The 25676-nt window shown below is 43.5% G+C and carries 26 protein-coding genes; 8 read left to right on the forward strand and 18 right to left on the reverse strand.

What is annotated here, in order from left to right; all coding sequences use genetic code 11:
* Nucleotides 1-112: 112 nt before the first annotated feature.
* Nucleotides 113-724, forward strand: coding sequence for a class I SAM-dependent methyltransferase (locus AKG37_RS16100; protein WP_060699797.1), 612 nt, complete (start codon nucleotides 113-115; stop codon nucleotides 722-724).
* 16 nt (nucleotides 725-740) lie between these two features.
* Here the strand turns inward: AKG37_RS16100 and AKG37_RS16105 are convergent, their stop codons facing one another.
* From AKG37_RS16105 to AKG37_RS16115, 3 genes are all read right to left on the reverse strand, one after another.
* Nucleotides 741-2828, reverse strand: a complete 2088-nt coding sequence (locus tag AKG37_RS16105) for a BglG family transcription antiterminator (protein WP_060699732.1) — start codon at nucleotides 2826-2828, stop codon at nucleotides 741-743.
* A 128-nt stretch (nucleotides 2829-2956) separates the two neighbouring features.
* The gene (locus tag AKG37_RS16110; RefSeq protein WP_060699733.1) at nucleotides 2957-4039 is read right to left on the reverse strand and encodes a C45 family autoproteolytic acyltransferase/hydrolase; all 1083 of its coding nucleotides are present in this window, start codon (nucleotides 4037-4039) and stop codon (nucleotides 2957-2959) included.
* Between the two features lie 91 nt (nucleotides 4040-4130).
* On the reverse strand, nucleotides 4131-4763 hold the full coding sequence (locus AKG37_RS16115; RefSeq protein WP_060699734.1) for a GDSL-type esterase/lipase family protein: 633 nt from the start codon (nucleotides 4761-4763) through the stop codon (nucleotides 4131-4133).
* Between the two features lie 405 nt (nucleotides 4764-5168).
* Here AKG37_RS16115 and AKG37_RS16120 point away from each other — a divergent pair, with 405 nt between their 5' ends.
* Nucleotides 5169-5804, forward strand: coding sequence for an FMN-dependent NADH-azoreductase (locus AKG37_RS16120; protein ID WP_060699735.1), 636 nt, complete (start codon nucleotides 5169-5171; stop codon nucleotides 5802-5804).
* A gap of 34 nt (nucleotides 5805-5838) precedes the next feature.
* On the opposite strand, the gene AKG37_RS16125 is transcribed toward AKG37_RS16120, so the two are convergent.
* From AKG37_RS16125 to AKG37_RS16160, 8 genes are all read right to left on the reverse strand, one after another.
* Nucleotides 5839-6612 (reverse strand): IclR family transcriptional regulator, encoded by a 774-nt coding sequence (locus AKG37_RS16125; protein WP_060699736.1) that lies wholly within the window; start codon nucleotides 6610-6612, stop codon nucleotides 5839-5841.
* Nucleotides 6596-7642 carry a 5-oxoprolinase subunit C family protein gene (locus tag AKG37_RS16130; RefSeq protein ID WP_060699737.1) on the reverse strand — a complete coding sequence of 349 codons (1047 nt, stop codon included), beginning with the start codon at nucleotides 7640-7642 and terminating at the stop codon, nucleotides 6596-6598. Before AKG37_RS16130 ends, AKG37_RS16125 begins: the two co-directional genes overlap by 17 nt.
* A complete protein-coding gene (gene pxpB, locus AKG37_RS16135; RefSeq protein WP_060699738.1) occupies nucleotides 7639-8385 on the reverse strand; it encodes a 5-oxoprolinase subunit PxpB in 747 nt (248 codons plus the stop codon). Before pxpB ends, AKG37_RS16130 begins: the two co-directional genes overlap by 4 nt.
* Before the next feature lie 18 nt (nucleotides 8386-8403).
* Entirely contained in the window at nucleotides 8404-9195 is a 792-nt protein-coding gene (locus tag AKG37_RS16140; protein WP_060699739.1) for a putative hydro-lyase, read from the reverse strand.
* A gap of 5 nt (nucleotides 9196-9200) precedes the next feature.
* Nucleotides 9201-10418 carry an NRAMP family divalent metal transporter gene (locus AKG37_RS16145; protein WP_060699740.1) on the reverse strand — a complete coding sequence of 406 codons (1218 nt, stop codon included), beginning with the start codon at nucleotides 10416-10418 and terminating at the stop codon, nucleotides 9201-9203.
* 26 nt (nucleotides 10419-10444) lie between these two features.
* Nucleotides 10445-11203 carry a LamB/YcsF family protein gene (locus AKG37_RS16150; protein ID WP_060699741.1) on the reverse strand — a complete coding sequence of 253 codons (759 nt, stop codon included), beginning with the start codon at nucleotides 11201-11203 and terminating at the stop codon, nucleotides 10445-10447.
* 197 nt (nucleotides 11204-11400) lie between these two features.
* Nucleotides 11401-12156 carry a Cof-type HAD-IIB family hydrolase gene (locus AKG37_RS16155; RefSeq protein WP_077233735.1) on the reverse strand — a complete coding sequence of 252 codons (756 nt, stop codon included), beginning with the start codon at nucleotides 12154-12156 and terminating at the stop codon, nucleotides 11401-11403.
* Nucleotides 12157-12283: 127 nt separating this feature from the next.
* Entirely contained in the window at nucleotides 12284-12550 is a 267-nt protein-coding gene (locus AKG37_RS16160) for an excalibur calcium-binding domain-containing protein (protein WP_078061036.1), read from the reverse strand.
* 183 nt (nucleotides 12551-12733) lie between these two features.
* On the opposite strand from AKG37_RS16160, the gene AKG37_RS16165 reads away from it, so the two are divergent.
* From AKG37_RS16165 to AKG37_RS16175, 3 genes are read left to right on the forward strand one after another with little or no spacing between them, the layout of a single operon-like run.
* Nucleotides 12734-13111, forward strand: a complete 378-nt coding sequence (locus AKG37_RS16165) for a VOC family protein (protein WP_060699742.1) — start codon at nucleotides 12734-12736, stop codon at nucleotides 13109-13111.
* Between the two features lie 25 nt (nucleotides 13112-13136).
* Nucleotides 13137-13430: a DUF5316 family protein gene (locus AKG37_RS16170; protein WP_060699743.1), complete on the forward strand. Its 294-nt coding sequence runs from the start codon at nucleotides 13137-13139 to the stop codon at nucleotides 13428-13430.
* A gap of 25 nt (nucleotides 13431-13455) precedes the next feature.
* On the forward strand, nucleotides 13456-13689 hold the full coding sequence (locus AKG37_RS16175) for a DUF2651 family protein (RefSeq protein ID WP_060699744.1): 234 nt from the start codon (nucleotides 13456-13458) through the stop codon (nucleotides 13687-13689).
* Nucleotides 13690-13723: 34 nt separating this feature from the next.
* Here the strand turns inward: AKG37_RS16175 and AKG37_RS16180 are convergent, their stop codons facing one another.
* The 5 genes from AKG37_RS16180 to AKG37_RS16200 all read right to left on the reverse strand — a co-directional run bounded on the left by AKG37_RS16180 (nucleotide 13724) and on the right by AKG37_RS16200 (nucleotide 19287).
* A complete protein-coding gene (locus tag AKG37_RS16180; protein WP_060699745.1) occupies nucleotides 13724-14116 on the reverse strand; it encodes a RidA family protein in 393 nt (130 codons plus the stop codon).
* A gap of 227 nt (nucleotides 14117-14343) precedes the next feature.
* Entirely contained in the window at nucleotides 14344-16092 is a 1749-nt protein-coding gene (locus tag AKG37_RS16185) for a methyl-accepting chemotaxis protein (protein ID WP_060699746.1), read from the reverse strand.
* A gap of 98 nt (nucleotides 16093-16190) precedes the next feature.
* Entirely contained in the window at nucleotides 16191-17312 is a 1122-nt protein-coding gene (locus AKG37_RS16190) for a mannitol-1-phosphate 5-dehydrogenase (protein ID WP_060699747.1), read from the reverse strand.
* Between the two features lies 1 nt (nucleotide 17313).
* Entirely contained in the window at nucleotides 17314-17748 is a 435-nt protein-coding gene (locus AKG37_RS16195; protein ID WP_012008933.1) for a PTS mannitol transporter subunit IIA, read from the reverse strand.
* 96 nt (nucleotides 17749-17844) lie between these two features.
* Nucleotides 17845-19287 carry a PTS mannitol transporter subunit IIBC gene (locus tag AKG37_RS16200; protein WP_060699748.1) on the reverse strand — a complete coding sequence of 481 codons (1443 nt, stop codon included), beginning with the start codon at nucleotides 19285-19287 and terminating at the stop codon, nucleotides 17845-17847.
* Nucleotides 19288-19794: 507 nt separating this feature from the next.
* Here AKG37_RS16200 and AKG37_RS16205 point away from each other — a divergent pair.
* The 3 genes from AKG37_RS16205 to AKG37_RS16215 all read left to right on the forward strand — a co-directional run bounded on the left by AKG37_RS16205 (nucleotide 19795) and on the right by AKG37_RS16215 (nucleotide 22861).
* Nucleotides 19795-21429 (forward strand): copper resistance CopC/CopD family protein, encoded by a 1635-nt coding sequence (locus AKG37_RS16205; protein WP_060699749.1) that lies wholly within the window; start codon nucleotides 19795-19797, stop codon nucleotides 21427-21429.
* An 18-nt stretch (nucleotides 21430-21447) separates the two neighbouring features.
* Nucleotides 21448-22062: a YcnI family copper-binding membrane protein gene (locus AKG37_RS16210; RefSeq protein ID WP_060699750.1), complete on the forward strand. Its 615-nt coding sequence runs from the start codon at nucleotides 21448-21450 to the stop codon at nucleotides 22060-22062.
* A 202-nt stretch (nucleotides 22063-22264) separates the two neighbouring features.
* Entirely contained in the window at nucleotides 22265-22861 is a 597-nt protein-coding gene (locus AKG37_RS16215) for an NAD(P)H-dependent oxidoreductase (RefSeq protein WP_060699751.1), read from the forward strand.
* A gap of 44 nt (nucleotides 22862-22905) precedes the next feature.
* On the opposite strand, the gene AKG37_RS16220 is transcribed toward AKG37_RS16215, so the two are convergent.
* Together AKG37_RS16220 and AKG37_RS16225 are read right to left on the reverse strand one after the other, a co-directional pair.
* Nucleotides 22906-24300 (reverse strand): NAD-dependent succinate-semialdehyde dehydrogenase, encoded by a 1395-nt coding sequence (locus AKG37_RS16220; protein WP_060699752.1) that lies wholly within the window; start codon nucleotides 24298-24300, stop codon nucleotides 22906-22908.
* Complete coding sequence (locus AKG37_RS16225) at nucleotides 24275-25663, reverse strand: APC family permease (RefSeq protein ID WP_060699753.1); 1389 nt, start codon at nucleotides 25661-25663, stop codon at nucleotides 24275-24277. The genes AKG37_RS16220 and AKG37_RS16225 overlap by 26 nt, the downstream gene beginning before the upstream one ends.
* Nucleotides 25664-25676: the final 13 nt, after the last annotated feature.

Below are 25676 nucleotides of genomic sequence, written 5' to 3' on the forward strand. Positions count from 1 at the left end.
CCTCATTTTTCCACTCAAACATCCCTATGCTGCACAGATGTGTTTCCGAAAATCAGCATGTTTGAAGAGGAGAAAAATCGGTTACATGATCATCAAAAAGGAGCGTTCTCACATGCTGTCAATCATTTCGAAAACCTTTAGCAGACCAAAAGGCTGGCTCGGGAGCATTGCTGGATTCATTATGGCAAATGAAAATAAAGCATTGAATCAGTGGGCGATCCGCCACTTAGATCTGACAGATGGTGAAAACATTTTGGAGATTGGCTATGGACCAGGCTACAGCATCAAACATATGCTCAAGCATTATGACGATCTTCACATTGACGGGCTGGATGCTTCTTCAACTATGCAGGAGCAAGCACAATCCCGCGTCAGTAAACGGGCAAAAGACAAACAGGTTCGGCTGTATGTCGGAAAAATCGAGAAAACACGTCTGCCGGGAGAGCAATATGACAAAGTGCTGTCTGTTAACAATTTTACGATCTGGGATGAGCCAAAGACGGGCTTACTCAATCTTTATCACACGCTGAAACCAGGCGGGACACTCGTCATTGTCATGCAGCCAAGAGAAAAAGGAGCTGACGCCAATCGGACAAAGGAGATGGGTGAAAACATATTGAATGATTTACAGTTTGCAGGGTTTAACCACTTTTCTGTTGAGTATGAGGAAATTCGTCCTACCCTCGCTGTCTGTGTCACAGCCAAAAAGCCGAGAAGCGAATAAGCTCTCGGCTTTTTTCTTACCACTTTGCCTCTTTGACAAATTGATAGAAAAGCTGATGTAATTTCTGTTCAATATCTTCTTTTGTCCCCTGTCCATAAAGCGCCATGCTTTCTTCACTTTCAATGATGGATGAACTGATCAGACTAAACATTTCTGATCCTTCCTTGCCAAGCTCTTGCGGCGCCAGCATCATGAGCATTCTTGACATCGTCTGCTGCCCGCCGTCCATGCTTTTGACCTCGTATGGCTGATCCAGATCATACAGATGAAAGATTGGTTCCTGAATGAATTCATGCTTTAAATGGTAAAGAGCAAATTCAGTACCAGGTATGCCTAAACCGCCTTGTTGTTCACGTTCCAATAAGCCGCGCGCTACATCATCTGCATGTGTGATGAACCCTTCCCCTTCAAGCTGACGAAGCAGCTGCCTGATTGTCGCTTCATGCTGCGGCAGCGTCTCTCTTTTTTCGATAGTAAAATGGGACAAGATGCTGCGAATCACAGACATATATTTTGTCACCTGCTCTGCAACTGCCATCATATCAATGGTGTCTTGTACCGATTCATTGACAGCTTCTTTCGTCCTTTTTTTCTCGATCATATAAGGGATCTTTCGTTTAATATGGGCCTTTACACGCATGGCATCATCTTCGTTTAAAAGCGGACTAACCATGATGTAATCGATATGCTCATATGGAATAGGCACGGTCGAGACAATCATGTCATAGCTGGATGAATCGATTTCCTTTAGCTCTATCAAGGAGGATAGATCGAATTTGGCGATCTCCGGCAATTCTTTTTTCAACCGAGAGGCGAGCATTTTTGAGGAACCGATTCCGCTTGAGCAAACCACCAATGCATGGATATTTGTTTCTTCTTTTTTGATTTCAAGCACTGAGCCAAAGTGAAGCACAATAAAGGCAATTTCATCCTCTGGAAATTCAATCTCTGGAAAGAAATGCTCGACTCCTTCCTCAATCGCCATGAATAGTAAAAAGTAGTCTTTTTTAATTTGTTGTGTGAGCGGATTATAGATTCTCATCTTTTCCTTTAAACGGTTCATGGCAGGTTCGAGATGAGACACGAGCCCCTCATATAATGAATCATTCTCATTGAGATGGTAGCCTGTTTTATTTGAAATAAAATCAATGAGCTTTTTCGTTCTCAGCGCGATATCCAGTTCGATCTCATCAATACGGTATTCGGTATGAATGCTTCGATTTGCACTGCGCAGATGGATGGTCATATATCCGACCTCCGCTTCAGGAATCTCCACATTAAACATACGTTCAAGCGCTCTTGCCATCCGGCGGGATGATTCAAATTCCTTCGTCCGCTTTAATTCCATCAGCTCTTCTTCTTCCATTCGAATGGTTTCGCCAAGCTGAATACGTTCGATCGCATAGGTTAAGTGAACGACCAGTGCAATATAGGCACTATCAGATAATGAGAGTGACAGTCGATCCTTTAAATGAAAGAGCAGTCTTTCTACCTTGAGCAGCTGTCCTCTGCTGACAACGCCAAACACCTTTTCTGTCGCTTTTGTACGATGTTTGATATTCATTTCAATCGTTTCTAAAAACAATTGAATGTCGAGCCGGTCGACAATCAGATTGCCGACAATTTTTCGTTTTGCTTCCTCCGGCCCTTTTAATTCAATGCCGTACCCGCGCTTTCGTATCAGCTGCAAACCGTAAGGAGCAATCCACTCCGTCAGTTCATCTAAATCATAGCTGATCGTCGCATTTGTGACCTGCAAGTCGGCTGCGAGTGTGTATAACTTCACCGGTTCCTTTGCTTCAAGCAGCGCACAGAGGATTAAGAGCTTTCGTTCATCAGAGCTATATTCGATTTGATCTTCGTTAGAAATATGAGACAGAAGCCGTTGTTTATCTTCCTGTTCCCCAACCGCCTTTAAGCCCTTCCCCGGCTGTTTATCAAGTGATAAATCGTAATTTTTCAAAATCGGCTTAATGGATTTTAGTTCTCTATGGATCGTTCTTGTACTTACCTGAACAGAATCGGCTATCTCACGGATGGTGACATAACGATTTTGCTGAATGATGTATTTAATGACTTTCTGTTCTCGTGCCGTTATGTACATGAAATGCCTCCTTCTGTATAAATAGGTCTATTGTCACATTCAATATAAAACGCTTTCAACAAAAGGTGCAATCTTAAGTTGATCTGAATTTGGCACAGCGGGTGTGACAAAATATAAATAAGAGGCCATCAGACGCTTCGCCAAAAGGACGGTCCATAATCCTTTTGATGAAATTGAACCTTTTGTTCATGAAAAGGCAGTGAACCCCCAGCTTTTAATGAATAAGTTGGATTATATACTGGAGAGCCAAAGCAATAATCAATTGTGCCTTCTTCTGGACGGAACATGACGGTTCGCATCGTTCCAAACAGCTCCTCATAATTGTGCACAGTTAGCCCCTCAGGATATTCTGTCTGGAACAGCTTCACAAGAGCATCATTTGATCGTTGTTCTGCCAAAGCCTCCATTAACATGTCGTATCTGACAACGGAATGATGTTTGGTCATCCCTTTTGCCGTTTGATCAGCAACCGGATGATTCGTTGCTGCAATATAACCTGTCTCTGGTCTTCTGACTATTTTTCGTCCATCAATGATCTCAATCACAGCCGCCTCTCCTTTTCGATCAGCAAGCATAAGATGAACATTTGAAGCAACGGGCATTTCTTGGATAGAATCAATGGCTTCCTCAACCGTTCTACAGTTTTCCAGAACAGAGCGAATCACATGATACACTTGCAAACCAGCAACTGCTGGAGGCCTTAAACCTGGTTCATGACCAACCGGCTGACCGCAAGCAGAGAAGGTCACAGCAAGACCATGCTCATTCATCCCATCAGACCTTCCAAACAAAAGCAGAGAAGACCCTGTATGACATGCCGAACCTTTTACATGTGTCGTCACAAGACGCATATCATCAAATATCGGGGAAAAATCATAGTTACGGAGCATGACCGTTTGTTGTCCCGCCGCCATATTCCCCTGTCTCACACAATGGGAACAGCCTGGCTGAAGATGCGATGAGTAGAAAAATGTCAAATCACGCTCAGCTAATTGCATTTCATCACAAAAGCCAGCAATCTCTTCATCTAATTGAGGAAGATAGGGACGCATCAGCTGCTTCGTTTCCTTCACAGCCTGTTGTGTTACCGGTTCTGTTCGAATATATTGTGTCTGCAGCAGCTTGTTCTCCTTAAGCCAGGCAGCCTGCTGTTTTCCCACTTCATAAGCAGTTCCTTTCATTTCATGAAAATATGCACTCATCTTCTCCATACTTGACACCTCTTTCACCTTCGTTTCTTTTATCATATCGAAACCGTTATTTATTGAAAAGAATGAAAAAAAAAACTGCAATCCCACCGGATTACAGCTGTTTACAGTATTGTTGATACAATGCTTCTGCCATTGCATCATACCCCTTAGGATTCGGGTGAAATTGATCAATCGATAAGTAGGCTCTTTCATGCCCTTCAAACGCACGGTACACATCCACAACTTCTACATGCGGATTCGCAGCAAGCAATTGAAGTTGATGATTATATTGCTGCAGCCACCGCCCGGCTATTGGTATTTGCGGAAAAGGATTGTATAAATTCATGAGATACACGCAATAGGACTGATGCTGCCCTCTTTTGATCTGAGCGATTTCTTGAATCATCTTGCTAAAATTGACCTGACAATGCATGATCGCTTGCAGTAGTTTCTTTTCATCTTCACCTTCTTCATACTGTTGAACAGCTTGAACAAGGTCATTCCCACAGCCTGTGATGGTGATGATATCAGCTGCTGCAATGGCACGTCTCACATCAGTTCGTTTGAAGAGCTGTAAAATCTGATCCGTCGTTAACCCTGATTTTGCAAATACAGACAGCTCCACTGGTGCATGCGTCTTTTTTTCAAGCATCCATCGAAACCGCTGAGTAAATCCTCCGCCAAATAAACGTGCCCCCACCCCAACTGTTAAGGAATCTCCAATTGCAACATAGGATCGTCCCACTCTTATCCCTCACTCTCTCCTGCCTTCTCTTATATATACGAAATCAAAGAACAGATGCTTGTAGCAAATGACTTAGGGGCATCCATCTTTTTTGAAATGCAGCGCCTTTACAAACTCTTTACTTGCGATATCGAACGATTTTTTGTTCAATAAGAGTAGGCTTTTTGCGCTGAAAACTGCGTGTTTACGCGTTCCAGAAAAATTTACAAACTTTTTATCTTGATTTCGAGACTTTTTATCTTGACTTCAAACTTCAATGTGATTACAATGAAAATATCAGTTTTTATGTAACTGTGCTTGTTACATCTTTTTCATAGCATTCCAATATGATTAAAGATGCCACATATTAAGTGTACCTTTTGGATACGCTAAAAAAATAACCGAAACAGAAAGGATTGAATGAACATGGCAAAAGTTTTATACATCACTGCACATCCGCATGATGAAACAGTTTCTTACAGTATGGCTACTGCTAAGGCATTTATCGAATCTTATAAGGAAGCAAACCCAAGTGACGAGGTTGTACATATTGATTTGTACAAAGAAAACATTCCTCACATTGATGCAGATGTATTTGCTGGCTGGGGCAAACTTCAATCTGGCGCTGGCTTCGATACACTTTCAGCTGAAGAGCAAGCGAAAGTTTCTCGTCTAAACGAATTAAGCGATCAATTCGTTTCTGCTGACAAATATGTATTTGTTTCACCACTTTGGAACTTCTCATTCCCACCAGTTCTTAAAGCATACATCGACTCTGTTGCTGTAGCTGGTAAAACATTCAAATACACTGAGCAAGGTCCTGTTGGTTTATTAACAGACAAAAAAGCTCTTCACATCCAAGCACGTGGTGGATACTACACTGAAGGTCCTGCTGCTGAACTTGAAGCAGGTCACCGTTACCTTGGTACAATTGCGAGCTTCTTCGGAATTCCTTCTTTCGAAGGTCTTATCGTTGAAGGTCACAATGCTGAGCCTGCAAAAGCAGAGCAAATTAAAGCAGATGCAATCGAACGTGCTAAATCTTTAGGAAAAACTTTCTAATTAACTGCACGCAAAAAGCCAATGATCTTTATGATCATTGGCTTTTTATTTGTTCAGCCGCAAAACCTAATTCTTCCGAAATGCCACTAGCAGCTTTTTTGACCTGCTCAATTAAGTAAGGCAGACGTTCCTTTTGATAGCCAGCTTCAAATCCTGCAATACTAATACCTGCTGCCACTTCTCCTTGATGATTGAAAATCGGTGCACCAATGGCAGCTGTATAGTTTTCAAGCTCTGAATAGCTTAGCGTATAGCCCCGCGCATTTGATTCTTCCAGCATGTTTCTGAGAACCTCTTTATCTGTGATGGTCCCAATGCCAATTTTCCCAAGCTCAATCGAGTCAATATAGGCAAGCCTCTCACTCTCTGGTAAAAAGGAGAGAATACTTCTTGCACAGGCACCCGCATATAGAGGAGACCGCCTGCCGACGGCGGTGTAGAGACGAACAGGCTGCGTCCCTTCGATCTTTTCCACGTAAATAGCTTCGTCGCCTTCACGAACAATGAGCTGTACGGCTTCTCCAACTTCATCTCGTAAGCTTTCCATAAATGGTCTTGCAATCCTCCGAATATCAAGGCGGTCCGCCACAAGCTGACCGTATTCAAGAAACATCAAGCCTAACCGATAAACACCTGAATCACGCTTTTCTAACAGCCCCATATCGGCTAATGAGCTCGCCATACGATGAACAGATGTTTTGGGCATGCCGGAGAGATCGATCATTTCATTTAACGTTAATTGATCGTGAGTGATAAACAGCCGCAAAATCTCCATTGATTTCACAACCGTTTTATTTGTGTTTTGCATGTTCTTCACCTTTTCTAAACGAAAATGCTTCCAGCTTGATTCTTGCACTCAGCTCCCTCAGCTCTGCCTCTTGCTTGAATAGCGCCTGTTCTGCAGCCTGATGATCTATTTGTTCAAAATATAGATTTGCCCCAGGCATCGCCTGTGAAATGAGCGGCAAATCTACAGTTGCTACTTCTCCAATCCGCGGGTATCCCCCTGTTGTTTGTCGATCTGCCAGCAGAATAATCGGCTGGCCGTCAGGAGGGATTTGAATCGACCCGAAAGCGACAGCTTCTGAAATCAATTCTAGCTTTTCTTTTAAATGAACCGGCTCCCCCTTCAGCCGGCAGCCCATGCGATCGGATTGCGGTGTGACCTGGTAAGGCTGCTTAAAAAAAGCGATTTGAGATGTTTCTTGAAAAAAATCAAAATGCCTGCCTGTGAGCACACGGATGACGGGCGATTTCCTCAGCGGCAAAAAATGAGCATGACTCACTGTCCAATCGGGTGCGCCATATCCAGCCTTTTTCACTTTACTTTTAAGACTTTCAGTCAAATGATCCGCTACGATAGACCGCTCTCCAATGGGCAAGACATCACCTTTTTCAAGCGGACGTCCTTTCAGTCCACCGATTCCAGCTCTCACATAGGTGCTTTTGCTCTGCATGACTGGCTCCACATCAAATCCACCTGCCACAGCAAGATAGGCACGGCAGCCTCTTTTACAAAGACCAAAGGTGATCGTACTGCCTGATTGAACAAAGAGCGGCTTCCATAAAGGTGCCTGCTCTCCATCAATATCAATCTCTACATCAGCACCAGTGACTGCAATGAGCTGATCCTTCTCACATGTGAGCACAGGACCAGGCCCCATCAACGTGATCTCCAGTACGGCTTCATTTTCTTGGTTGCCCGTAAGAATGTTACCGATTCTAAGTGAGAGCAGATCCATGCCGCCGCTCGTTAAAACGCCATACTTTTGATAGCCTTGCCTTCCTTTATCTTGAATGGTTGTAAACATCCCTGGCTTGATGACATGAATACTCAACGTTCTGCCTCCTTCATGCTGAAAAATTCCTTTTCAGACATTTGGACAAATCTAACCTCGTCCCCTGCTCTCAATAAACTTGGGACGTTCTCATTCGGGCGAAACAGAGGCAGCGGAGTTTGTCCAATGAGCTGCCAGCCTCCGGGTGTGGAAATTGGGTAAACGCCTGTCTGTTTTCCCGCAATGCCAACAGACCCTTTTGGAATGGACATTCTTGGTGTTTCTCTGCGCGGCGCTGCAATCTTTTCAGTCAGCCCGCCTAAAAACGGGAACCCTGGGGCAAATCCAATCATATAGACAAGGTACGTCCCTTTTGTATGAATACGCACGACTTCCTCAGAAGTCAAACCATTGATACGGGCAACCTCTTCTAAATCAGGGCCCAGCGCTCCTCCGTAACAGACTGGAATGTCAACAATGCGGCGCTTTACCTGCCCACCCCCCTGCCATTTCTCTTCAAGAAGTCCTTCAATATAGCCTTTGACCCATTCATACGGAGATAGGTTATGTGTTTGAAGATGGGCAGCTTGATGAACGGTATAGGGCTCGTAAAAAACTGTCACGTTTGTAAAGGCTTGTACAGCTTCCACAAAACCGTCAAATGGATGCTGTTCAATACATGTGAACAGCTGTTTTACCCGCTCATGAATCTCTTCACGTATGTCAGCTCCAGCTTGGATCACGATCGCTGCATCACCTAACGGGTGGAAGGTGATCGAATCTTTTATCGTTGAAAACGCCACTTGAGGACACCTCTCTTTCTACAGTACGCCGAGCTTTTGGTCTCTTTGATCTGTGATGAACATATGTCCAGGCGCATGAGTGATCGCAATGTCTGGCTTTGTGTGCATCACAATAGCTTGCGGAGTTACACCACATGCCCAAAACACCGGGACCTCTCCTTCTTTGATCACAGATGGTTCTCCAAAGTCTGGCTTGTCCACATCGGCAATGCCAATCATCGCTGGGTCTCCTATATGGATGGGACCGCCATGGACTGATGGAAATCTAGACGTCACTTGGACACTTCTTGCAACCTGATGCGCCGGAATGGGTCTCATGCTGACCACCATCGGTCCATGAAACACCCCTGCTTTTTCACAAGCTATATTCGTTTGATACATTGGGACGTTATGATTGTCTTCGATATGGCGAATAGGGATGTCATTTTGCATAAGTGCGTGCTCAAATGTAAAGCTGCATCCGATGAGAAAGGCAACCATGTCATTCTCCCAATAAGCGGAGATATCTGTGACCTCTTCTTCAAGCATCCCTTGTCGATAAATACGATACTTAGGAAAGTCCGTTCGAATATCTGCTTGAGGCGCAGATCGTCTTGGCACTGGATCACCTGGCTCCAGTACATCAAGCAAGGGGCATGCAGCTGGATTCCGCTGACAAAACAAAAGAAAGTCAAAGGCAAGTTCCTTTTTAACAATCATTAAATTAGCTTGAGCAAATCCTTCTGCGAAGCCAGAGGTTGGCCCTGTAATTTCTTTCTTGCGAATCAATTCTCTGATCTGTGAAGGCTCATATGTTTGATAGGTATTCATCCGAATCAACTCCATAGTTTCGGGATTTCATTGATGATGGTATAGCCGCCCATTATCGCCATGATGACAACAACAAATGCACCTGACACTGTCAAAAAGAATGGATGACGATAATCCCCGACAATGTCTTTCTTATAGGCAGCAACAAGCAATGTGCCAAGGGCGAGTGGCAATATCAAAGCATTGATCGCTCCAACTAATATCAAGATGTTCACTGGTCTGCCGATCGTGATAAAACAAAGGGTCGAGAGGGCAATAAAGCCGATGATAATACCACGCTGGTTTTGCTCAATTTTTGGTGAGAAGGTTTTAAAGAAGGAAACAGATGTGTATGCTGCTCCAATAACAGACGTAATTGCCGCAGCCCACATAATAATCCCGAACATTTTATATCCAATATTTCCTGAAGCTAATTGAAAAACAGAGGCAGGAGGGTTTGATGGATCAATCTGCAGTCCTTTTGTGACAACTCCTAATGTGGCAAGAAAGAGTGCTACACGCATGATAGATGTAATGAGGACACCGAAAATGGAGCTTTTCGTCACTTGCGGCAGTGCTTCCTTTCCCTTAATGCCTGCATCCAGCAAGCGATGCCCTCCAGCAAAGACGATATAGCCGCCTACCGTTCCGCCTACAAGAGTCACAATGGATAAAATATCAATGGTCTCTGGGACAAATGTTCTCACGGCCGCTTCTCCAACTGGCGGCGCTGTTGAAATCGCCACATACAGCATCAGGCCAATCATCACAAAGCCTGCTACTTGGGTGAAACGGTCCATCGCTTTCCCAGCCTCTTTGATCACAAAGATCAAAATGGCAATCACAGCACTGATCCCTGCTCCAATTCGCGGATCGACGCCGAAAATCACTTGAAAACCGAGACCAGCCCCAGCGATATTTCCAATGTTAAACGCAAGCCCGCCGATGACGATCAAAAAGGCCAGCACATACCCGAGACCCGGGAGAACCATATTCGCAATGTCCTGTCCTCTTTTTTCTGAGACGGCAATGATTCGCCATACATTTGTTTGGGCAAAAATATCTAATATGATGGAGATCAAAATGACAAAACCAAAGCTAGCCGCAAGCTGCTGTGTGAAGACAGTCGTTTGTGTTAAAAATCCCGGTCCGATCGCTGACGTCGCCATTAAAAAGGCTGCGCCCATCAGCATAGAGCGATTCCCCTTTGGTGCCTTCATATGTTTGACTTTCTCTGTTTTCATGCTGTTTCCCCCTTGGATGACGATTTTTATTGAAAGGCCTTGAGATGAATACCGGCTTCTTTTAGCTTCGCTGTAATCGTTCTTGCAAATTGAAGCGCATGGCTGCCGTCCCCATGAATGCAGACCGTATCTGCTTTCAGCTCGATATCTCCCCCTTGAACTGTACGAACCTTGCCTTCTCGCACCATACGAACGACCTGCTGGACTGCCTGTTCATCCTCTTCAATGAGCGCATGAGGATCGCGGCGGGATGTGAGCGTCCCATCTGTTTGATACGTCCGATCAGAAAATACTTCGTGTGCCACTTGAAGACCTATTCGTTCCCCTGCTAACGCAAGCTCACTTCCTGATAGACCAAATAATACAAGGCTTGGATCAACATCATATACAGCCTTCGCAATTGATTCAGATAGTTCAGTATTTTTAGCCGCCATGTTGTAGAGGGCGCCGTGTGGTTTGACATGCTGCATCGTGCCGCCTTCTGCTTTGAGAAAGGCTGAAAGAGCACCAATTTGATAGATGACGAGATCGTAGGCTTCCTCTGCAGAGATAGCCATTGGACGTCTGCCAAAGCCCGCTAAATCTTGCAAGCCTGGGTGCGCGCCGATTTTAACCCCTTTTTCGAGCGCCATTCTGACCGTCTTTCTCATAACTGTTGGATCTCCTGCATGAAAACCGCAAGCAATATTGGCTGAGGTGACATATTCAAGAATTTGTTCATCTGCACCGATGGTATATTGACCAAAGCTTTCTCCCAAATCACAGTTGATATCCACTTGATACATAGGATCCCTCCTTGTTGTTCCGAAATTCGGAATATAAAGTCCGAATATTCGAATTTATATTGATTATATCAACTCTAGTTAGGCTGAACATGAATTTGATAGAAAACATAACCATAGAACTAGGAAAAACAAAAAAAGCGAGAGGCAAAGTCCTCTCACTTTTTTGAACGTTATGTTGTTGTGTCATGACATGCATCCTATTTAGACAGCACCCAATGTTGGATCGCTTTTGCGACACCGTGTTCTGTATTAGGAGCCGTAATCCAATCAGCGGCTTCCTTCACCACTTCTTGTGCATTTCCCATCGCAATGCCTAATCCGGCTTCTTGTATCATTGCCATATCATTTAGGCTGTCGCCAAGGGACATGACGTTGTCCATCGTACAGCCAATGCGTTCTGCTATTTTTGCAAGAGCGGCTGCTTTATTTATGCCAGCTGCATTGACTTCGATATTGGTCGGACTTGAATTTGTAATCTCTAGATGCTTATTTGTTTTCAATGTATTGAGTACTTCCTCACGAACGTCATCATCATGAATATCAAAGCCAAACTTCAACCATTCATGGTCATGAATTCGTTCTGGGAATTCACCTCTCCACACCTTATCCACAGTCGAAGCCCAGTAATCGGTTTCGTACCTATTTTTTAAATCCCACATCATTTGGACGTGATCAGGATGCAGCAAATCTCGTTCGATCAGCTGGAAGTTTGAATCCCATATTTCACTTCCGTTTGCGGTCACAAGGTAAGAAGACAGCTTGAGCGGCTCAACGAGCTCTCGGCATGTCATCAGTGTACGCCCTGTGCTAATGACCACATGAACCCCTTTTGCTTCAGCTTCTTTAATCGCTTGTTTATTTTCCTCTGGAATGACGTGCTCACTGTTTAACAGCGTACCATCCATATCAATGGCAATCAATCGGATGTCTTTCTTATTAGCTTGTGTTGACAAATTGAGTACCCCACTTTGTATCGATTTTTGAAACTATCTTTATTTTAATATAAAGATGAAGCTGGCACAAAGGGACGAGTTTGATCCCATAGAAAAAAGACCTTGTTACAGGTCTTTTCACACGTGCTTAGCGTTCACACGCAATGCCGTCTTTATCGCGGTCAAGGTGCTTATTTTTGAGGTACAGCGCTTTTGATGCATAAGGCTTGTACTTTGTTTTTCCGCCTTTGTTTTTCGTGTTTTTGGTTTTGGCCACGCCGCCTTTATATACTTTGTTTAGCGCTTTGCAGTTTTTGTACTTTACGGTTTTTGCATCTGCTGTGTGGATATCGACTTGTGTAAAGCTTAGTAAAAGACCTAGAGACAAGACAGTTACCATGATTTTTTTCAACATGTAAGATCCCCCTATTTTTTCTATTTTTACATTTTTATCATATGTCACCACTTTCTGTTTTTCAAGACTATATATCTAGAAATTTGATTTTTTTGTCAGCGGATACACCTTATATCCTATATGATACAATTGGTGGGAAACCTTTCCGGTTTTAACACGTATATGAAAAGAGGCGTTTTCCACATGAAAATGAAATATACCATTCTATATGTAAACGATGTTGAAGCAAGCATTCATTTTTACCATCAAATCCTCGGTTTCCCTATTAAGCTGAGAGTTGAATCCTATGTTGAATTTGATACAGGGGAAGTGACTTTATCCATTAATTCTCGTCAGGATGTGAAAGAAGCACTTGGGCTGCCTGTTCCAGAGGAAAATATTTCATCTCAAACGTTTGAAATTGGCTTTGTTGTCGATGACGTAAATCAAACAATTGCCTCATTGAAGGAAAAAGGGGTTTCGATCATCAAAGAACCTGCAAAAAAACCATGGGGTCAAACCGTCGCTTATGTGTCTGATCCTGATGGTCATTTCATTGAAATATGTGATGCAATCTCCTAATCTCTATCCAAAGGAGTGAACGGAAATGAGAAAAAAACATGCTTTTTTCGCCGGTGTTTGCTCAATGATTGTGATTTGCAGTGCCGCTTTCATGTTGCAGCACCATGAATGGATTGGGTTTATCAGTGGCGGGATCTCTATTATTGGGATCGTGATGTCTGGGCTGCTAATAGGTGCTTGGACAAGCGGCGAAGAGACACGAGCAGCCTATCATTCTGAAACAAAGGAACATCGCATGTGGCGTCTTGAAACCGCTTTTCTTGTGATGATCTTTGCACTTCCGCACATGGCTGCGTCAGTCTTATATATTTTGATGTAATTATTTGTTAAAAGGAGTTAGCGCTATGGCAGTTTTTGTTCTATTCATTGTCTTTGGCTTTCCCATTATCTCCGTGCTGATCGGCATTTTTGGCACGCTGCTTTTGAAAAATGCTTGGATGCCAACTTTCATTGTTCTGATAGCAAGCATGATCTTCATGTTTACCTATATTGGCGGGAATGAATCCTTTCTCATTTGGGTCATCGTCTATACCGTCTTTACGTTCCTTGCCGGATGGATCACAAAGCGGCTTACGTAAAAAAAAGAACAGTTTGCACTGTTCTTTTTTTGTATTATAGTTCGGCGCACCATAGTTCAATTTCGATTTTCAGCTCAGGCCATCCCAATGCCGATACATAAGCAACTGTCATTGATGGGTAAGCTGTTTTGAAAATCGTATCCCACTGAGGATATAGATGGTCCCAGTCTATTTCTTCTGTTGCCCATATATTGACCTTTATCACATGTTCTTCATTTAATCCTTCTGATTCAAGGATTTTTTTGATATTTTCAAACGTATTCGTTACTTGGTCGTTTAAGCTTGATGGGATATGCCCATTTATATCTGTCCCTACCTGACCCGATGTAACAAATAATCCCGCACCCTTTGGCACCCTTGTGATATGACTATAGCTGCCAACCGGCTTCGGCATACTTTCTGGGTTTTTTCTCGTGATTTTTTCCATGTTATGTCCCTCACTCACGTTTATTTTTCTGCTCGTTTCTTCGTTTTGTAGACAGACTTCACCAATTTCTATCTATCCTCAAAGAAAACAGCAGTGGAGTATCCATAGCCACAAGGTAAGAACGTCAATATCTTCTTTTTCATGACCGATACACTCCTTTTGATTGCGTGAGCAAGGTTTTTGATTAACTTCATAGTACCTGACAAGTGATACATAGTCAAAATGATTTATAGACGATAACGCGCAATGTCCTGATTCAATCGCATGCTTAGTTCATTGAGTCTTTCTGCTGCTTTTGCCACATTAGAGATGGCTGTCACTTGTTCATCTGTGGATGCAGTGATCTCTTCGACCGCCGCGGCATTTTCTTGAGAAATATGTGCTGCACCGTGCATCGCTTTTGTGATGAGGTCGTTTTGCTCCAGCAATGTATTCAGCTCTTTTGCCATCGCATTTGTTTCAACGATGGTTTGTGAAATCAAAGTCGAGATCGCATTGAATTCATGTTCTGTTGCATGCACCGCTTCATCTAACTCGGCAAAACGATTCATCGTGTTGGACATCATACCGGCTGTTGCCGTCGTTTCTTCTTTAATGCCTTGAATCATTTGCTGAATTTGAACGGCCGATTGTTTTGTCTGCTCGGCTAAATTCCGCACTTCACTCGCCACAACTGAGAAGCCTTTGCCATGCTCTCCTGCACGTGCTGCCTCAATACTTGCATTCAGTGCCAGTAAATTCGTTTCATTCGAAATGCTTTCAATCGTATCTGTGATTTGAGAGATATCCTGTACTTTTGTACTTAACTGCTCGATTCCTGCTCTAATCCCTTGAGACGCCTGAATCGATTGTTCATTCGATTGTTTTAATTGCTGTACAATTTGCTGGCCCTGCTGTGATGATTGATTCGATTGATCAGAAATTCGTTTAATTTGATCACTCTGTTCTTTGACGTTTTCAATGGATTGATTGAACTGGGTCATTTGTTGATTGGCTTCCTCAAGATCAGATGCTTGATGAAGCGTACCAGTCGAAATGTCTCCAATGGCTCGTCCAATTTCTTCACTGCTGGCTGATGTTTCTTCAGATATCGCCGATAAATCTGTCGCTGATTCAACAAGCTGATTGCTCGTTTCCTGTAAACCGCTCACAAGTGTTCTGAGTTCTCCTGACATATGGTTAAAGCCTTTTGCCAGCTGTCCAATTTCATCCGCTGTTTCTTTTAAGCTCGTACGTTCAATATTCCCAGCTGCAATCTCTTTTGAAGCAGCTGTGACTTGCTTGAGCAATCTCACTTTTCCTCGAGCCGCCAAATAAAAGACGCCCATACTTAAAAGAGCAACACCTGATGTAATTAGAATAATATAGAGCTTCATCTGCTCTAATTCTTTATAAAATTCATCTTGGAATACAGCAATTCCTACACTCCAATTCCACGGTGTAAATTGGTTCATATAAGCGAGTTTTTGCTTGTCTTCCCCTGTTGCATCATCTTTATCCATATAGGTTACATAGTGTGCTTCCTCGCCTTTTGCATTGGCTCCTGCGACCATTTTTTTACGATTGGTCGTGTAATCTGGAATGACGCCGATGTCGTTGACTGGATGAACCTGGGTTGAATAGTCCGTTCCATATGCGACGAGATAGCCTTTATTTTTATAGATAAAATCTGATTTTTGAGATTGGTACCCTTTCCCGTTGTCATTCTTCGGGCCGCTTAAATAGATACGCGCTTCTTCCTGCGCCTGCTCAAGCGTCAGTTCTTTTTTCTCCACACGGTCATTCAACTGTTCAAGTGTGGCCATCGCTCCATTGACGATGTGTTTTAAATCTTCTTTCCCCGCATCAATTAATACGTTTTTCGCTAAAAAATAACCCGTTGTTCCAACAAGTCCGCCCGTTAAGATTGTGATTACCATAATGGCTGACATTAATTGAAAAAATACACTTTTTGAAGCAAGCGCTTTCTTTTTCATATACAAATTCCCCCTTAATACATATATCGTCACGCAGGGGAAAGTATTAAAAATTCATAGAAAAAATCCCTTCCACACGTTGGAAAGGGATGTTCTGATTATCGATTTGTTTCTTTGAGGATGGCTTGATAGAGATCATCTGCTGGATGAAGTCCGCATACCTCTTCTAGCACACCTTCAATGCCTCTTTCTTTTCTTAAGACCTGCAAACGAACAGCTTCTTCGTCTTCTTCAAAGTCATAAGCTAGAGCGGCGGCAATGCCTTTGATTAAATCAATAGGTTGTTTGATCTTCTTCGCTGGACCGATCAAGCGGTCATCTGCTCCAAGCTTTCTGATTGGAGAACGAGCGACACGCGTCACTTCGTCAGAAATAAAGGCATTTTCAAATCGTTTGATGATTTTTTGTATATACGCATCATGTTCTTCTTTTTGAAAGCCATATGTCTCGATTAAATAGCTGCCCGTTTCATGAAGGGCTCCTTCGACAACTTGACGAATGCCCGGTGTGTCAACGGCTTCTTTGACCGTTTGGACGCCTTGCTGGTACCCGACATATGCAGCAAGTGCATGTCCTGTATTGACAGTGAAAAGCTTCCGCTCAATATATGGTGTTAAATCTTGTACAAAGGTGGCTCCTTCTATCTGAGGGATGTCTCCTATAAAACCTGTCTCATCTATGACCCACTCGAAAAATGGCTCAACTGACACTTTAAGAATATCCTCGTGGTGCTGAATTGGAACGATGCGGTCAACCGCAGCGTTTGGAAAACCGACTGTTTGTGATATCGCTTCTTGTTCAACTGCTGTTAAATGAGAGAACACCGCTTCTTTTAAATGAGCGCTTCCCCCAATCATATTTTCACACGCAATGATGTTGATGATATGGTCAGGCTTCTTTTGTTTTAACCCTTCAGCAATCGATGAAGCAATGATCTTCAAAACGGCTGGCCCAACAGCTGTTGTAATGAGGTCAGCTGTTGCCACCGCCTCAGTTAATGCAGCTGGGTCTTTTGCGGAATTGATGGCTGACACAGGACCGACGACTTCTTGTTTTTGACCGGGTGCTGCAAGCTCAACCGTGTATTCTCCTCTATTGTTCAACTCATTGATGACCGCTTCATTTACATCGGTAAAAACGAGCTCAAAGCCTGATGTTTTTAACAAAGATCCGATAAACCCTCTGCCGATATTTCCTGCTCCAAAATGAAGTGCCTTCATGTTAGTTCACCTCGTTAAAGATGGCGATCAGTTCGTCCTGATCCTTTGCATGAATGATACGTTCTACATTTTCTTCCTCTGAACAAACAATCGCAATTTGAGAAAGAATGTCGAGGTGTTCATTGTTTTTCCCTGCGATGCCAAATACGACTTTGGCGATATTTCCTTCTCCGTATTCAACGCCATCTGGAATTTGAATAATGGAAATTCCTGAATGAAGAACAGCTGCTTTCGCATCCTCTGTTCCATGAGGAATCGCAATCCCGTTGCCCATAAATGTAGAAGAAATGTTTTCTCTTTCAAACATTTTGTCAACATAATCACTTGTGACATAGCCGTTTGCCACTAGGACTTCGCCCGCTTTTTTGATGGCTTCTTCTTTAGAGCCTGCTTGTTCGTTTAGAAAAATATTGTCTTTAGAAAGTACTTGTTTCATGGATGACCACACACCTTTTTTAGAATATGAAAATCAGACAACAACCAAAACGGGGAGTTCAATTAAGAGAAATTGGACTCAACCCGTTTCATCATGTTATTTTTTCAACTTCTCAATCAGCTCATCGTATTTCGGACTGTTTAAGAAATTATCAACTGAAATATGCACAGCTCCTGGCAGCTTTGCCTTGGCTCTGTCTGTTAAATCTTTATGAGTAAAGACCACATCAGCATCATCTGGGATGTTGCTGATGGATGTGTTGGTTACATCAATATCAAGCTCTGCCTTTTTGACTTTATTCTTTAAGACAGATGCGCCCATTGCACTTGAACCCATTCCTGCATCGCAGGCAAAGATAATTTTGTTCACGTCATCTGGAGTGATATCACGCGGAGATGCTGCTTGCTCGTTCGCTTCAGCACCTTCTTTTTGGGCTGTAAGAGCTGCTGCTGCTGCACTTTTCTTCCCTTTCATGTCTTGCATTTTTTCTGTAGCTGCTGTTAAGTCTTCGTCCACTGCTTTAGACGCTTTCAAAATGACAGAAGCGACAAGGAACGATACGATCGCTGCCACGACAACACCTGCTAGAACGGCAAGGTGGCCTCCTTTTGGTGACATGAGCATAAGTGCGATAATACTACCTGGTGACGGAACAGCCTTTAAGCCTGCATTCAATAGGGTAAAGGTTAGAACGCCGCTTGCTCCCCCAGCAATAACCGCCAAAATGAGTTTTGGCTTCATTAGGATGTAAGGGAAGTAAATTTCATGGATTCCCCCTAAGAATTGAATGACAATCGCACCCGGTGCAGACTGCTTTGCAGTCCCTTTTCCAAAGAACATGTAGGCTAAAAGAACACCTAGACCTGGTCCTGGGTTTGTTTCAAGCAAGAACAGAACGGATTGCCCTGTCTTCGCCGCTTGCTCCACCCCTAATGGACCTAAAATTCCTTGGTTAATCGCATTGTTTAAGAACAATACTTTTGCTGGTTCAATAAAGATACTTGCCAGCGGAAGTAAGTGTGCATTGACAATGATATCTACACCTGCCGCAAGGGCTTTATTCAGACCTAGTACTACTGGGCCGATTGCGTAGAAAGCAATAGCGACAAGAATAGCCCCTAGAATACCCGCACTAAAATTATTAATCAGCATTTCAAAGCCTGATCTGATTCGATCTTTGAACAGCTGGTCGATTTTCTTAATGAGATAACCGCCAAGCGGTCCCATGATCATCGCACCTAAAAACATCGGAATGTCTGAGCCAACAATGACCCCAATCGTCGCTGTAGCACCGAGTACCCCGCCTCGATGGTCATAAACGAGCTTACCGCCTGTGTAACCGATTAAGAGCGGCAGCAAGTAGTTAATCATTGGGCCAACGAGTGTATTTAATTGTTCATTTGGAAAATAACCACTCGGAATGAACAATGCTGTAATGAGCCCCCAAGCGATAAACGCTCCAATATTCGGCATGATCATACCGCTTAAATAGCTTCCAAAGCGCTGTACTTTTACGCGGAATCCGCTTTTTTCCTGCATCTGTGAAAACCCCTTTCTTCTCTCCCTTTATTCAGGGCTTTATAGGTCAAAAGATATAAGAACAAGTGTCAGTGAAGCCCTTATGCCTATCGTAAAACGCTTTCACTTCCCCTTCAATTGAAACTAAATGGCACTTTGTCACATCGTGTGTGACAAAATTGAAAAATGATGTGAATTCTCTGTCAGATCCCAACATATAATGGGTGGAAAGCTTGATCTGCCGTTGTTTACACGCAAAATTCATTGGAATTTCACAACTTTCAAATGGTCACTTCTTGTTTCCTCTTCTTAAATCGAATAGGCTTATAATTGACCAAACCTATTCAATCAAGAAATGTCTGCGCAGACATGACACAGAAAAAGTGAACCATCTTGCTGTTTGTTTCGTTTACCTTTTAGAGAGGGCGGTACAATAGGAGGAGCGGTTTTTTCTGTGACTCACAGTTTACTGCCGCTTTCTTTCTGATATATGAGACATTTTCAAAGGTAGAAAGGCGGTTATTCACCTTGTTTAAAAATAGTAAGTGGCTTCTGCTCCTTATGGTCATGTTCGCTTTTTTCATTCCTAAGGAAGCATTTGCTCACGCATACGTCGTGAGCTCGAATCCAGCAGCAAATGAAGAGCTGGATCAGCAGCCTCCTTCAGTCTCGATCACATTTAGTGAAGGGATCGAAAGCGGATTTCATGCCATTAAGGTGCTAAATGCAAAAGGTGATCGTGTGGATAAAGGAGATACGGTCATCAAAGATCAAAAGATCATGGAAGCGGCTTTAAAAAAGAATTTACCAAAAGGAATTTACACCATTCAGTGGAATGCAGTATCAGCGGACGGACACTCTGTCTCCGGTATGATTCCGTTTAGTATCGGAAAGGCAGATGGCGGTTTTGATCAATTAGAGCAAGGTCAAACGAATGAATCTCTTGATATCGCTTCAACCATTGATAAAGCCTTTCTTTATACGTCATTCAGCTTATTCCTTGGAACCATTTTGTTTGGACTGCTTTGGTTTAAGGCAGCGATTTCACCTGTATTGGCGAAACGAATGAAGCGGCTTTTGACCGTATCGCTGATCATGATGGGCGGGGCACTTGTATTCCAGCTGCCGATACAAACAAAATCAGCAGCAGACGTGTCCTTTTGGGGGGCATTTCAGCCGTCGCTTTTACAAGAAACGATTGCGTCCACTTCTGGCGGCAGTCTGTGGATGATGCTTATGGCGTCGTTTGTTCTTCTCACCATTTGGACGATTGTGGCGATGAAAAAGGGGGACTTCACTTCTTTTAAGGTGTGGCTGTTTCCACTGCTCCTCTTCACAGTGCTCCTTTGGCTGAAAGCACAAATCGGACACCCAGCTGCAACAGACAATAAAATACTGACAACATCACTTGATTTCATTCATCTCGTCTCTGCATCGATTTGGGTCGGCGGTTTGACAGCCATTGTCCTTCTATTGATGAAGAAGCTGCCAAATGAAGATGAGCCGCTCATACGGAGTACGTTAACAGCATTTCATCCTTGGGCACTGCTCTCTGTTGGACTCATTGTGTTTTCAGGATTTGTGAATGCCATCTTTATTTTGCAATCGTTTGACGCTCTTTTCCAATCAGCATACGGACGCACCTTTTTAATCAAGCTTGGTTTATTTATCATCATGGGCCTTCTTGGGCTCATGCATTACTTGATGCTGAGATGGGAAAAAAGGCAGAAACGCAGCGTGTCCTTACGAGCTGAATGGATCATCGGCATCACCATTTTGTTATTAACGGCTGTGTTTACCAATATTCCAAGCCCGCCTCCGCCTGCACCTGAGCCATTCTTTGGCGCAAATCAGGTCGAGCATCGTGACATTGTGTCCTTGAGCATTACCCCGAATGCCCCTGGGAAAAACACGTTCGAGCTGGCATTTACAAAGAAAAATGGGCAAACGATCACTGACATTCAATCTGTAACAGCCAAGATCCATAAGGTCGCTTTATTCGGTGATGAGAAACCGAGTGAATTTCAGCTGAAACGATTAAAAAATGGTCATTTTTCTGCTGAAAATCTCTTATTAAATGAAAAAGGCACTTGGAAAATTGAAATTCATGCGTTAACTGGTTCTTTTGAAAATATCGATACCACCTTTATTAGAAGAAACTAAAAGGAGAGTTCATCATATATGAAAAAATACGCTAAAGCTTTATTACCAATGCTTCTTGCTTCATTTTTATTGGCGATTCCTGTGAGTGCGCACGTAACTGTCAAACCTGATACGTCTGCGACAAGTGCATGGGAAACTTATACTTTAAAAGTTCCTTCCGAAAGTGACAGCCCAACAACAAAGGTAGTCGTGACAATTCCTAAAGGCGTAGAATTCCAACAATATGAGCCAGTACCTGGCTGGAAAACGTCAACAGAAGAGAAAAATGGCAAGGTGACAAGAGTAACTTGGGAAGCAACGGGAGACGGAGTGGCTGCAGGACAGTTCCAGCAATTTGTTTTTGTAGCGAAAAACCCTGATAAAGCAGGTGAAGCTGCATGGGATGCGTATCAATATTATAAAGATGGAACAGTCGTTGAATGGACTGGCGATAAAGATGCCGATAAGCCTCATTCCATCACAAACATTGTGGCATCAAATACTGTAACGGATTCACATGGTCAAGAAAAACCAAAAGAAGAAAAGGCATCTGAAACAGCCTCTGCTTCTTCCTCACCACTTGTCCTTGGTCTGTCCATTGCTGCTCTAGTCGTAGCACTCATTGCGCTCGGACTGTCTTTTAGAAAGAAATAAAGGATGCATGAGCGGTCGTTTTCTCGGAAACGATCGTTTTTTCTTGCTATGAACTTGTACGTGTCAGAAACGTGTACGCACGGTTTACTTTCACACAAAAGCAATGTTTTTCCATTTTCCCAACCTATCATTGACAATATAGGATTGAATAGGATAAAAGAGCATGCCATAATGAGACACATGACCAATAGGAGGCTATGAGATGAACCATCTAATTATATTTGCTCATCCCCAGCAAAGCTTAAATCAAACCTTATTAGATCTTGTTGTGAGCACTCTTTTGAACAATGGTCATAAAGTGACTGTTCGTGATGTCTATGCGCTAGGTTTCTCACCAGAGCTCACCATTTCGGAAAAGGCTGCCATCAAATGCGGTGATGTCCCGATCGCCATTCAAAGAGAGCAAAAGCTGATTCAGCAAGCTGATGTGCTGACGTTTATTTTCCCAATATGGTGGACAGGCTTGCCGGCTATGCTAAAGGGCTATGTAGAGCGCGTCTTTTCTGAGGGCTTTGCTTATCAGATGAATGAGCATGGAGTGATTGAAAATTTGCTTCGGCACAAAAAAGGGGTCATTATCAACACGCACGATGCCCCGAGGACTTTTCTTGATTCCAATATGAGCTTCTCCTCCTCTCATCACATGACAACGGATACAGAAGTCTTCAATCTTATTGGGGTTCAGCCTGTCGAACGGCTTTTGTTCAGCAGCATGGAGCAGGCATCTGCAGATTACATACACGAAATTCTGAAAGAAACGAAAGAAACGGTGGATCAGCTTTTCCCGCCGGCTGTATAACATAAAAAAGACTGCTGAGATTCCTCAGACAGTCTTTTTCACGTTTATTCGTCTAAACCAATGGAAACATATTTTGTTTCTAAATATGGTTCGATTCCTTCAATTCCGCCTTCTCGCCCTATTCCGCTCTCTTTCATACCGCCGAACGGTGCTTGGACAGCTGATGGACCGCCATCATTCCAGCCAATAATCCCATAATCGAGATGTTCTGAAATGTAGAGTCCGTTTCGATAATTCTCTGTAAAGAAGTAAGCCGCAAGACCAAATGGTGTATCGTTGGCTAATTCAATTGCCTCATCTAACGTTTTGAATGTCGTAATCGGAGCCACTGGACCAAATGTCTCTTCATGCATAATGTTCATGGAAGGGTCTACTTGTGTAAGAACCGTTGGCTGAACGAAATAATAAGACTTGTCATCGTCGAAATGTGTATTACCGCCGACTAGGATTTTCGCCCCTTTATCCACTGCATCTTGAATCTGATCGACAATTTTATCAAAACCGCGCTTATTGATAATTGGACCAATGGATGTGCCTTCTTCAAAACCATTTCCCACTTTCAGCTTCTCTACTTCTTTGCTGAACCTTTGCGCAAATGCTTCATGAATGTCTTCATGCACAATTAAGCGGTTGGCACAGACACAGGTTTGTCCTGCATTACGGAACTTAGATGCTACTGCTTGTTTGACAGCTAGTTCAAGATTTGCGTCCTTGTCTACGATAAGCGGGGCATGACCGCCAAGCTCCATTGATACGTGCTTCACTGTGCTGGCACTGTTTTTGATCAGATGCTTTCCGACTGGTGTTGAGCCTGTAAACGTGATTTTGCGAATCAGCGGGCTATCTGTGAAGATTTCCCCCACTTCTTTTCCATCTCCTACAACCCATTGCAGTGCATCCTCTGGAATACCAGCTTCATGACCTAATTTTACAAGTTCAATGGCTGTCAGCGGCGTGTCCTCGGCAGGTTTTACAATGAACGTACAGCCTGCCGCAAGTGCTGGTGCCGCTTTTCTTGTAATCATGGCCGCAGGAAAATTCCACGGGGTAATGGCCGCAACGGGACCAACTGGCTGTTTTGTGACGAAAAGGCGTTTGTTCGTCGTATGTGACGGGATGGTTCTGCCGTAGATGCGTTTTGCTTCCTCTGCGTACCATTCAATATAACCAGCCGCATAGACGATTTCCCCTAGTGCTTCTTGATACGGCTTCCCGTTTTCTTCTGTAATGATTTTTGCAAGCCTTTCTTTATGTTCAATGATCAGATCAAACCACTTACGAATGATATTGGCACGTTCATGCGCTGACGTTTTTGCCCATGTTTTAAAAGCCTTGTGTGAGCGGGAAATTGCGTCTTCGATCTGTTCTTTTGTATGCTGAGCAACTGAAGCAATTTCTTTTCCTGTTGCAGGATTATACACTTTGAGTTCGTTTGTCATGCTCTACCGTCTCCTTCGTTCTTGGATTCATTACATATAGTATATACCCAATGAGTGCCCAACCTAAAAGCAAAATCCATTCAGCAGGCCATGATAAGGAGGCCGGCATCCCTGGAAAGTAAAATGAAAGGAAAAGAAGACTCAGTCCGATGGCTAAAACACCTGTCGTCCGCCAATATTTAATGCTGTATGGACGCTCAAGCTCAGGTTCTGTTTTGCGAAGTCTCATAAAGGCGATGGACACAATTAAGTATCCGACAATGATGCCAACACCGCCCGCATTGACAATCCACACGAGAGCAGGACGTCCTAATAATGGAGCGAAAAACGCCAATGCACCAAGAAATAAAATCGCATTTGTTGGTGTTTTATACTTTGGATGAATATACGCAAACCACTTTGAAATCATGCCTCTTTCAGCCATAGCGTATAAGATACGGCTTGCACCGATGATAAAGGCATTCCAGCTCGTCACAATCCCTGCTACCCCTCCAATGACAAGCACTGTCCCAAATGCTTGATGACCGAGAAGCTGCACCATAGCATCTGCTGTCGCCAATGAAGAGGCTTCAAGCTGTCCTTTTGACATCCCAGCAGCTACTCCAAAGACAATGAGCAAATAAAAGACGACAGCGCTCACGATGGAAATAATCAAGATTCTCCCAATGATTTTTTTCGGTGCGTTAATCTCCGCCGCAACTTGCGGAATGACATCGAACCCAACGAATAAAAAGGGAATCATGACTAAGACCGCCATGAGACCGCCAATCCCGCCCTGAAACATGGGCTCAAGGTTTGCAAAATCACCATTAAATGTCGCGCCGCCTAACAGGAGAAAACCTGTCAGAATAATTGCCACTGTGAACACGGACTGAAAAATGGCAGCAGGCTTCGCCCCAATGTAATTCAGTGCTGTTAAAAACAACGCACCGCCAGATCCTATCAATACCCACGTAAAATAAACGTCCCATCCCCCTATATTCCATAAGAAACCAACATGCTGTGTTGGAATCACATAATCAATGACGGTTGGCAAGGCGACAGCTTCAAACGTAATCACGGACACATAACCAAACAATACGCCCCATGCTGAGACGAACGCTGCTTTCATCCCAAATGCCCTCTGGACAAACACGAGCCCTCCGCCTGTCTCTGGAATCGCAGACGAAAGCTCAGCATACGTGAGCCCAATAAAAATGACGAGAATGCCTCCTATAACGAAGGCAATCACACTGCCTAAAAACCCTGCTGTTAAAATCCAATCTCCCGAAAGTACAACCCAGCCCCAGCCAAGCATTGCACCAATGGACAAAAACAGCACGTCTGACTGCGACATCGTTTTTGCCATTTGTTGTTTGTGCATACAACCATCCCCC

Origin of the sequence: Bacillus australimaris (assembly GCF_001307105.1) — a bacterium.
Taxonomy (GTDB): domain Bacteria; phylum Bacillota; class Bacilli; order Bacillales; family Bacillaceae; genus Bacillus; species Bacillus australimaris.

Excerpts from the sequence above, each read along its gene's own strand:
- AKG37_RS16160 (WP_078061036.1), bottom strand. The coding sequence starts at position 12,550 with ATGTTGAAAAAAATCATGGTAACTGTCTTGTCTCTAGGTCTTTTACTA.
- AKG37_RS16110 (WP_060699733.1), bottom strand. The coding sequence starts at position 4,039 with ATGGAGAAGATGAGTGCATATTTTCATGAAATGAAAGGAACTGCTTAT.
- AKG37_RS16185 (WP_060699746.1), bottom strand. The coding sequence starts at position 16,092 with ATGAAAAAGAAAGCGCTTGCTTCAAAAAGTGTATTTTTTCAATTAATG.
- AKG37_RS16220 (WP_060699752.1), bottom strand. The coding sequence starts at position 24,300 with ATGACAAACGAACTCAAAGTGTATAATCCTGCAACAGGAAAAGAAATT.
- AKG37_RS16210 (WP_060699750.1), top strand. The coding sequence starts at position 21,448 with ATGAAAAAATACGCTAAAGCTTTATTACCAATGCTTCTTGCTTCATTT.
- AKG37_RS16165 (WP_060699742.1), top strand. The coding sequence starts at position 12,734 with ATGAAAATGAAATATACCATTCTATATGTAAACGATGTTGAAGCAAGC.
- AKG37_RS16100 (WP_060699797.1), top strand. The coding sequence starts at position 113 with ATGCTGTCAATCATTTCGAAAACCTTTAGCAGACCAAAAGGCTGGCTC.
- AKG37_RS16120 (WP_060699735.1), top strand. The coding sequence starts at position 5,169 with ATGGCAAAAGTTTTATACATCACTGCACATCCGCATGATGAAACAGTT.
- AKG37_RS16145 (WP_060699740.1), bottom strand. The coding sequence starts at position 10,418 with ATGAAAACAGAGAAAGTCAAACATATGAAGGCACCAAAGGGGAATCGC.
- AKG37_RS16190 (WP_060699747.1), bottom strand. The coding sequence starts at position 17,312 with ATGAAGGCACTTCATTTTGGAGCAGGAAATATCGGCAGAGGGTTTATC.
- AKG37_RS16175 (WP_060699744.1), top strand. The coding sequence starts at position 13,456 with ATGGCAGTTTTTGTTCTATTCATTGTCTTTGGCTTTCCCATTATCTCC.
- AKG37_RS16140 (WP_060699739.1), bottom strand. The coding sequence starts at position 9,195 with ATGAATACCTATCAAACATATGAGCCTTCACAGATCAGAGAATTGATT.
- AKG37_RS16150 (WP_060699741.1), bottom strand. The coding sequence starts at position 11,203 with ATGTATCAAGTGGATATCAACTGTGATTTGGGAGAAAGCTTTGGTCAA.
- AKG37_RS16225 (WP_060699753.1), bottom strand. The coding sequence starts at position 25,663 with ATGCACAAACAACAAATGGCAAAAACGATGTCGCAGTCAGACGTGCTG.
- AKG37_RS16215 (WP_060699751.1), top strand. The coding sequence starts at position 22,265 with ATGAACCATCTAATTATATTTGCTCATCCCCAGCAAAGCTTAAATCAA.
- AKG37_RS16170 (WP_060699743.1), top strand. The coding sequence starts at position 13,137 with ATGAGAAAAAAACATGCTTTTTTCGCCGGTGTTTGCTCAATGATTGTG.
- AKG37_RS16195 (WP_012008933.1), bottom strand. The coding sequence starts at position 17,748 with ATGAAACAAGTACTTTCTAAAGACAATATTTTTCTAAACGAACAAGCA.
- AKG37_RS16105 (WP_060699732.1), bottom strand. The coding sequence starts at position 2,828 with ATGTACATAACGGCACGAGAACAGAAAGTCATTAAATACATCATTCAG.
- AKG37_RS16180 (WP_060699745.1), bottom strand. The coding sequence starts at position 14,116 with ATGGAAAAAATCACGAGAAAAAACCCAGAAAGTATGCCGAAGCCGGTT.
- AKG37_RS16125 (WP_060699736.1), bottom strand. The coding sequence starts at position 6,612 with ATGCAAAACACAAATAAAACGGTTGTGAAATCAATGGAGATTTTGCGG.
- AKG37_RS16200 (WP_060699748.1), bottom strand. The coding sequence starts at position 19,287 with ATGCAGGAAAAAAGCGGATTCCGCGTAAAAGTACAGCGCTTTGGAAGC.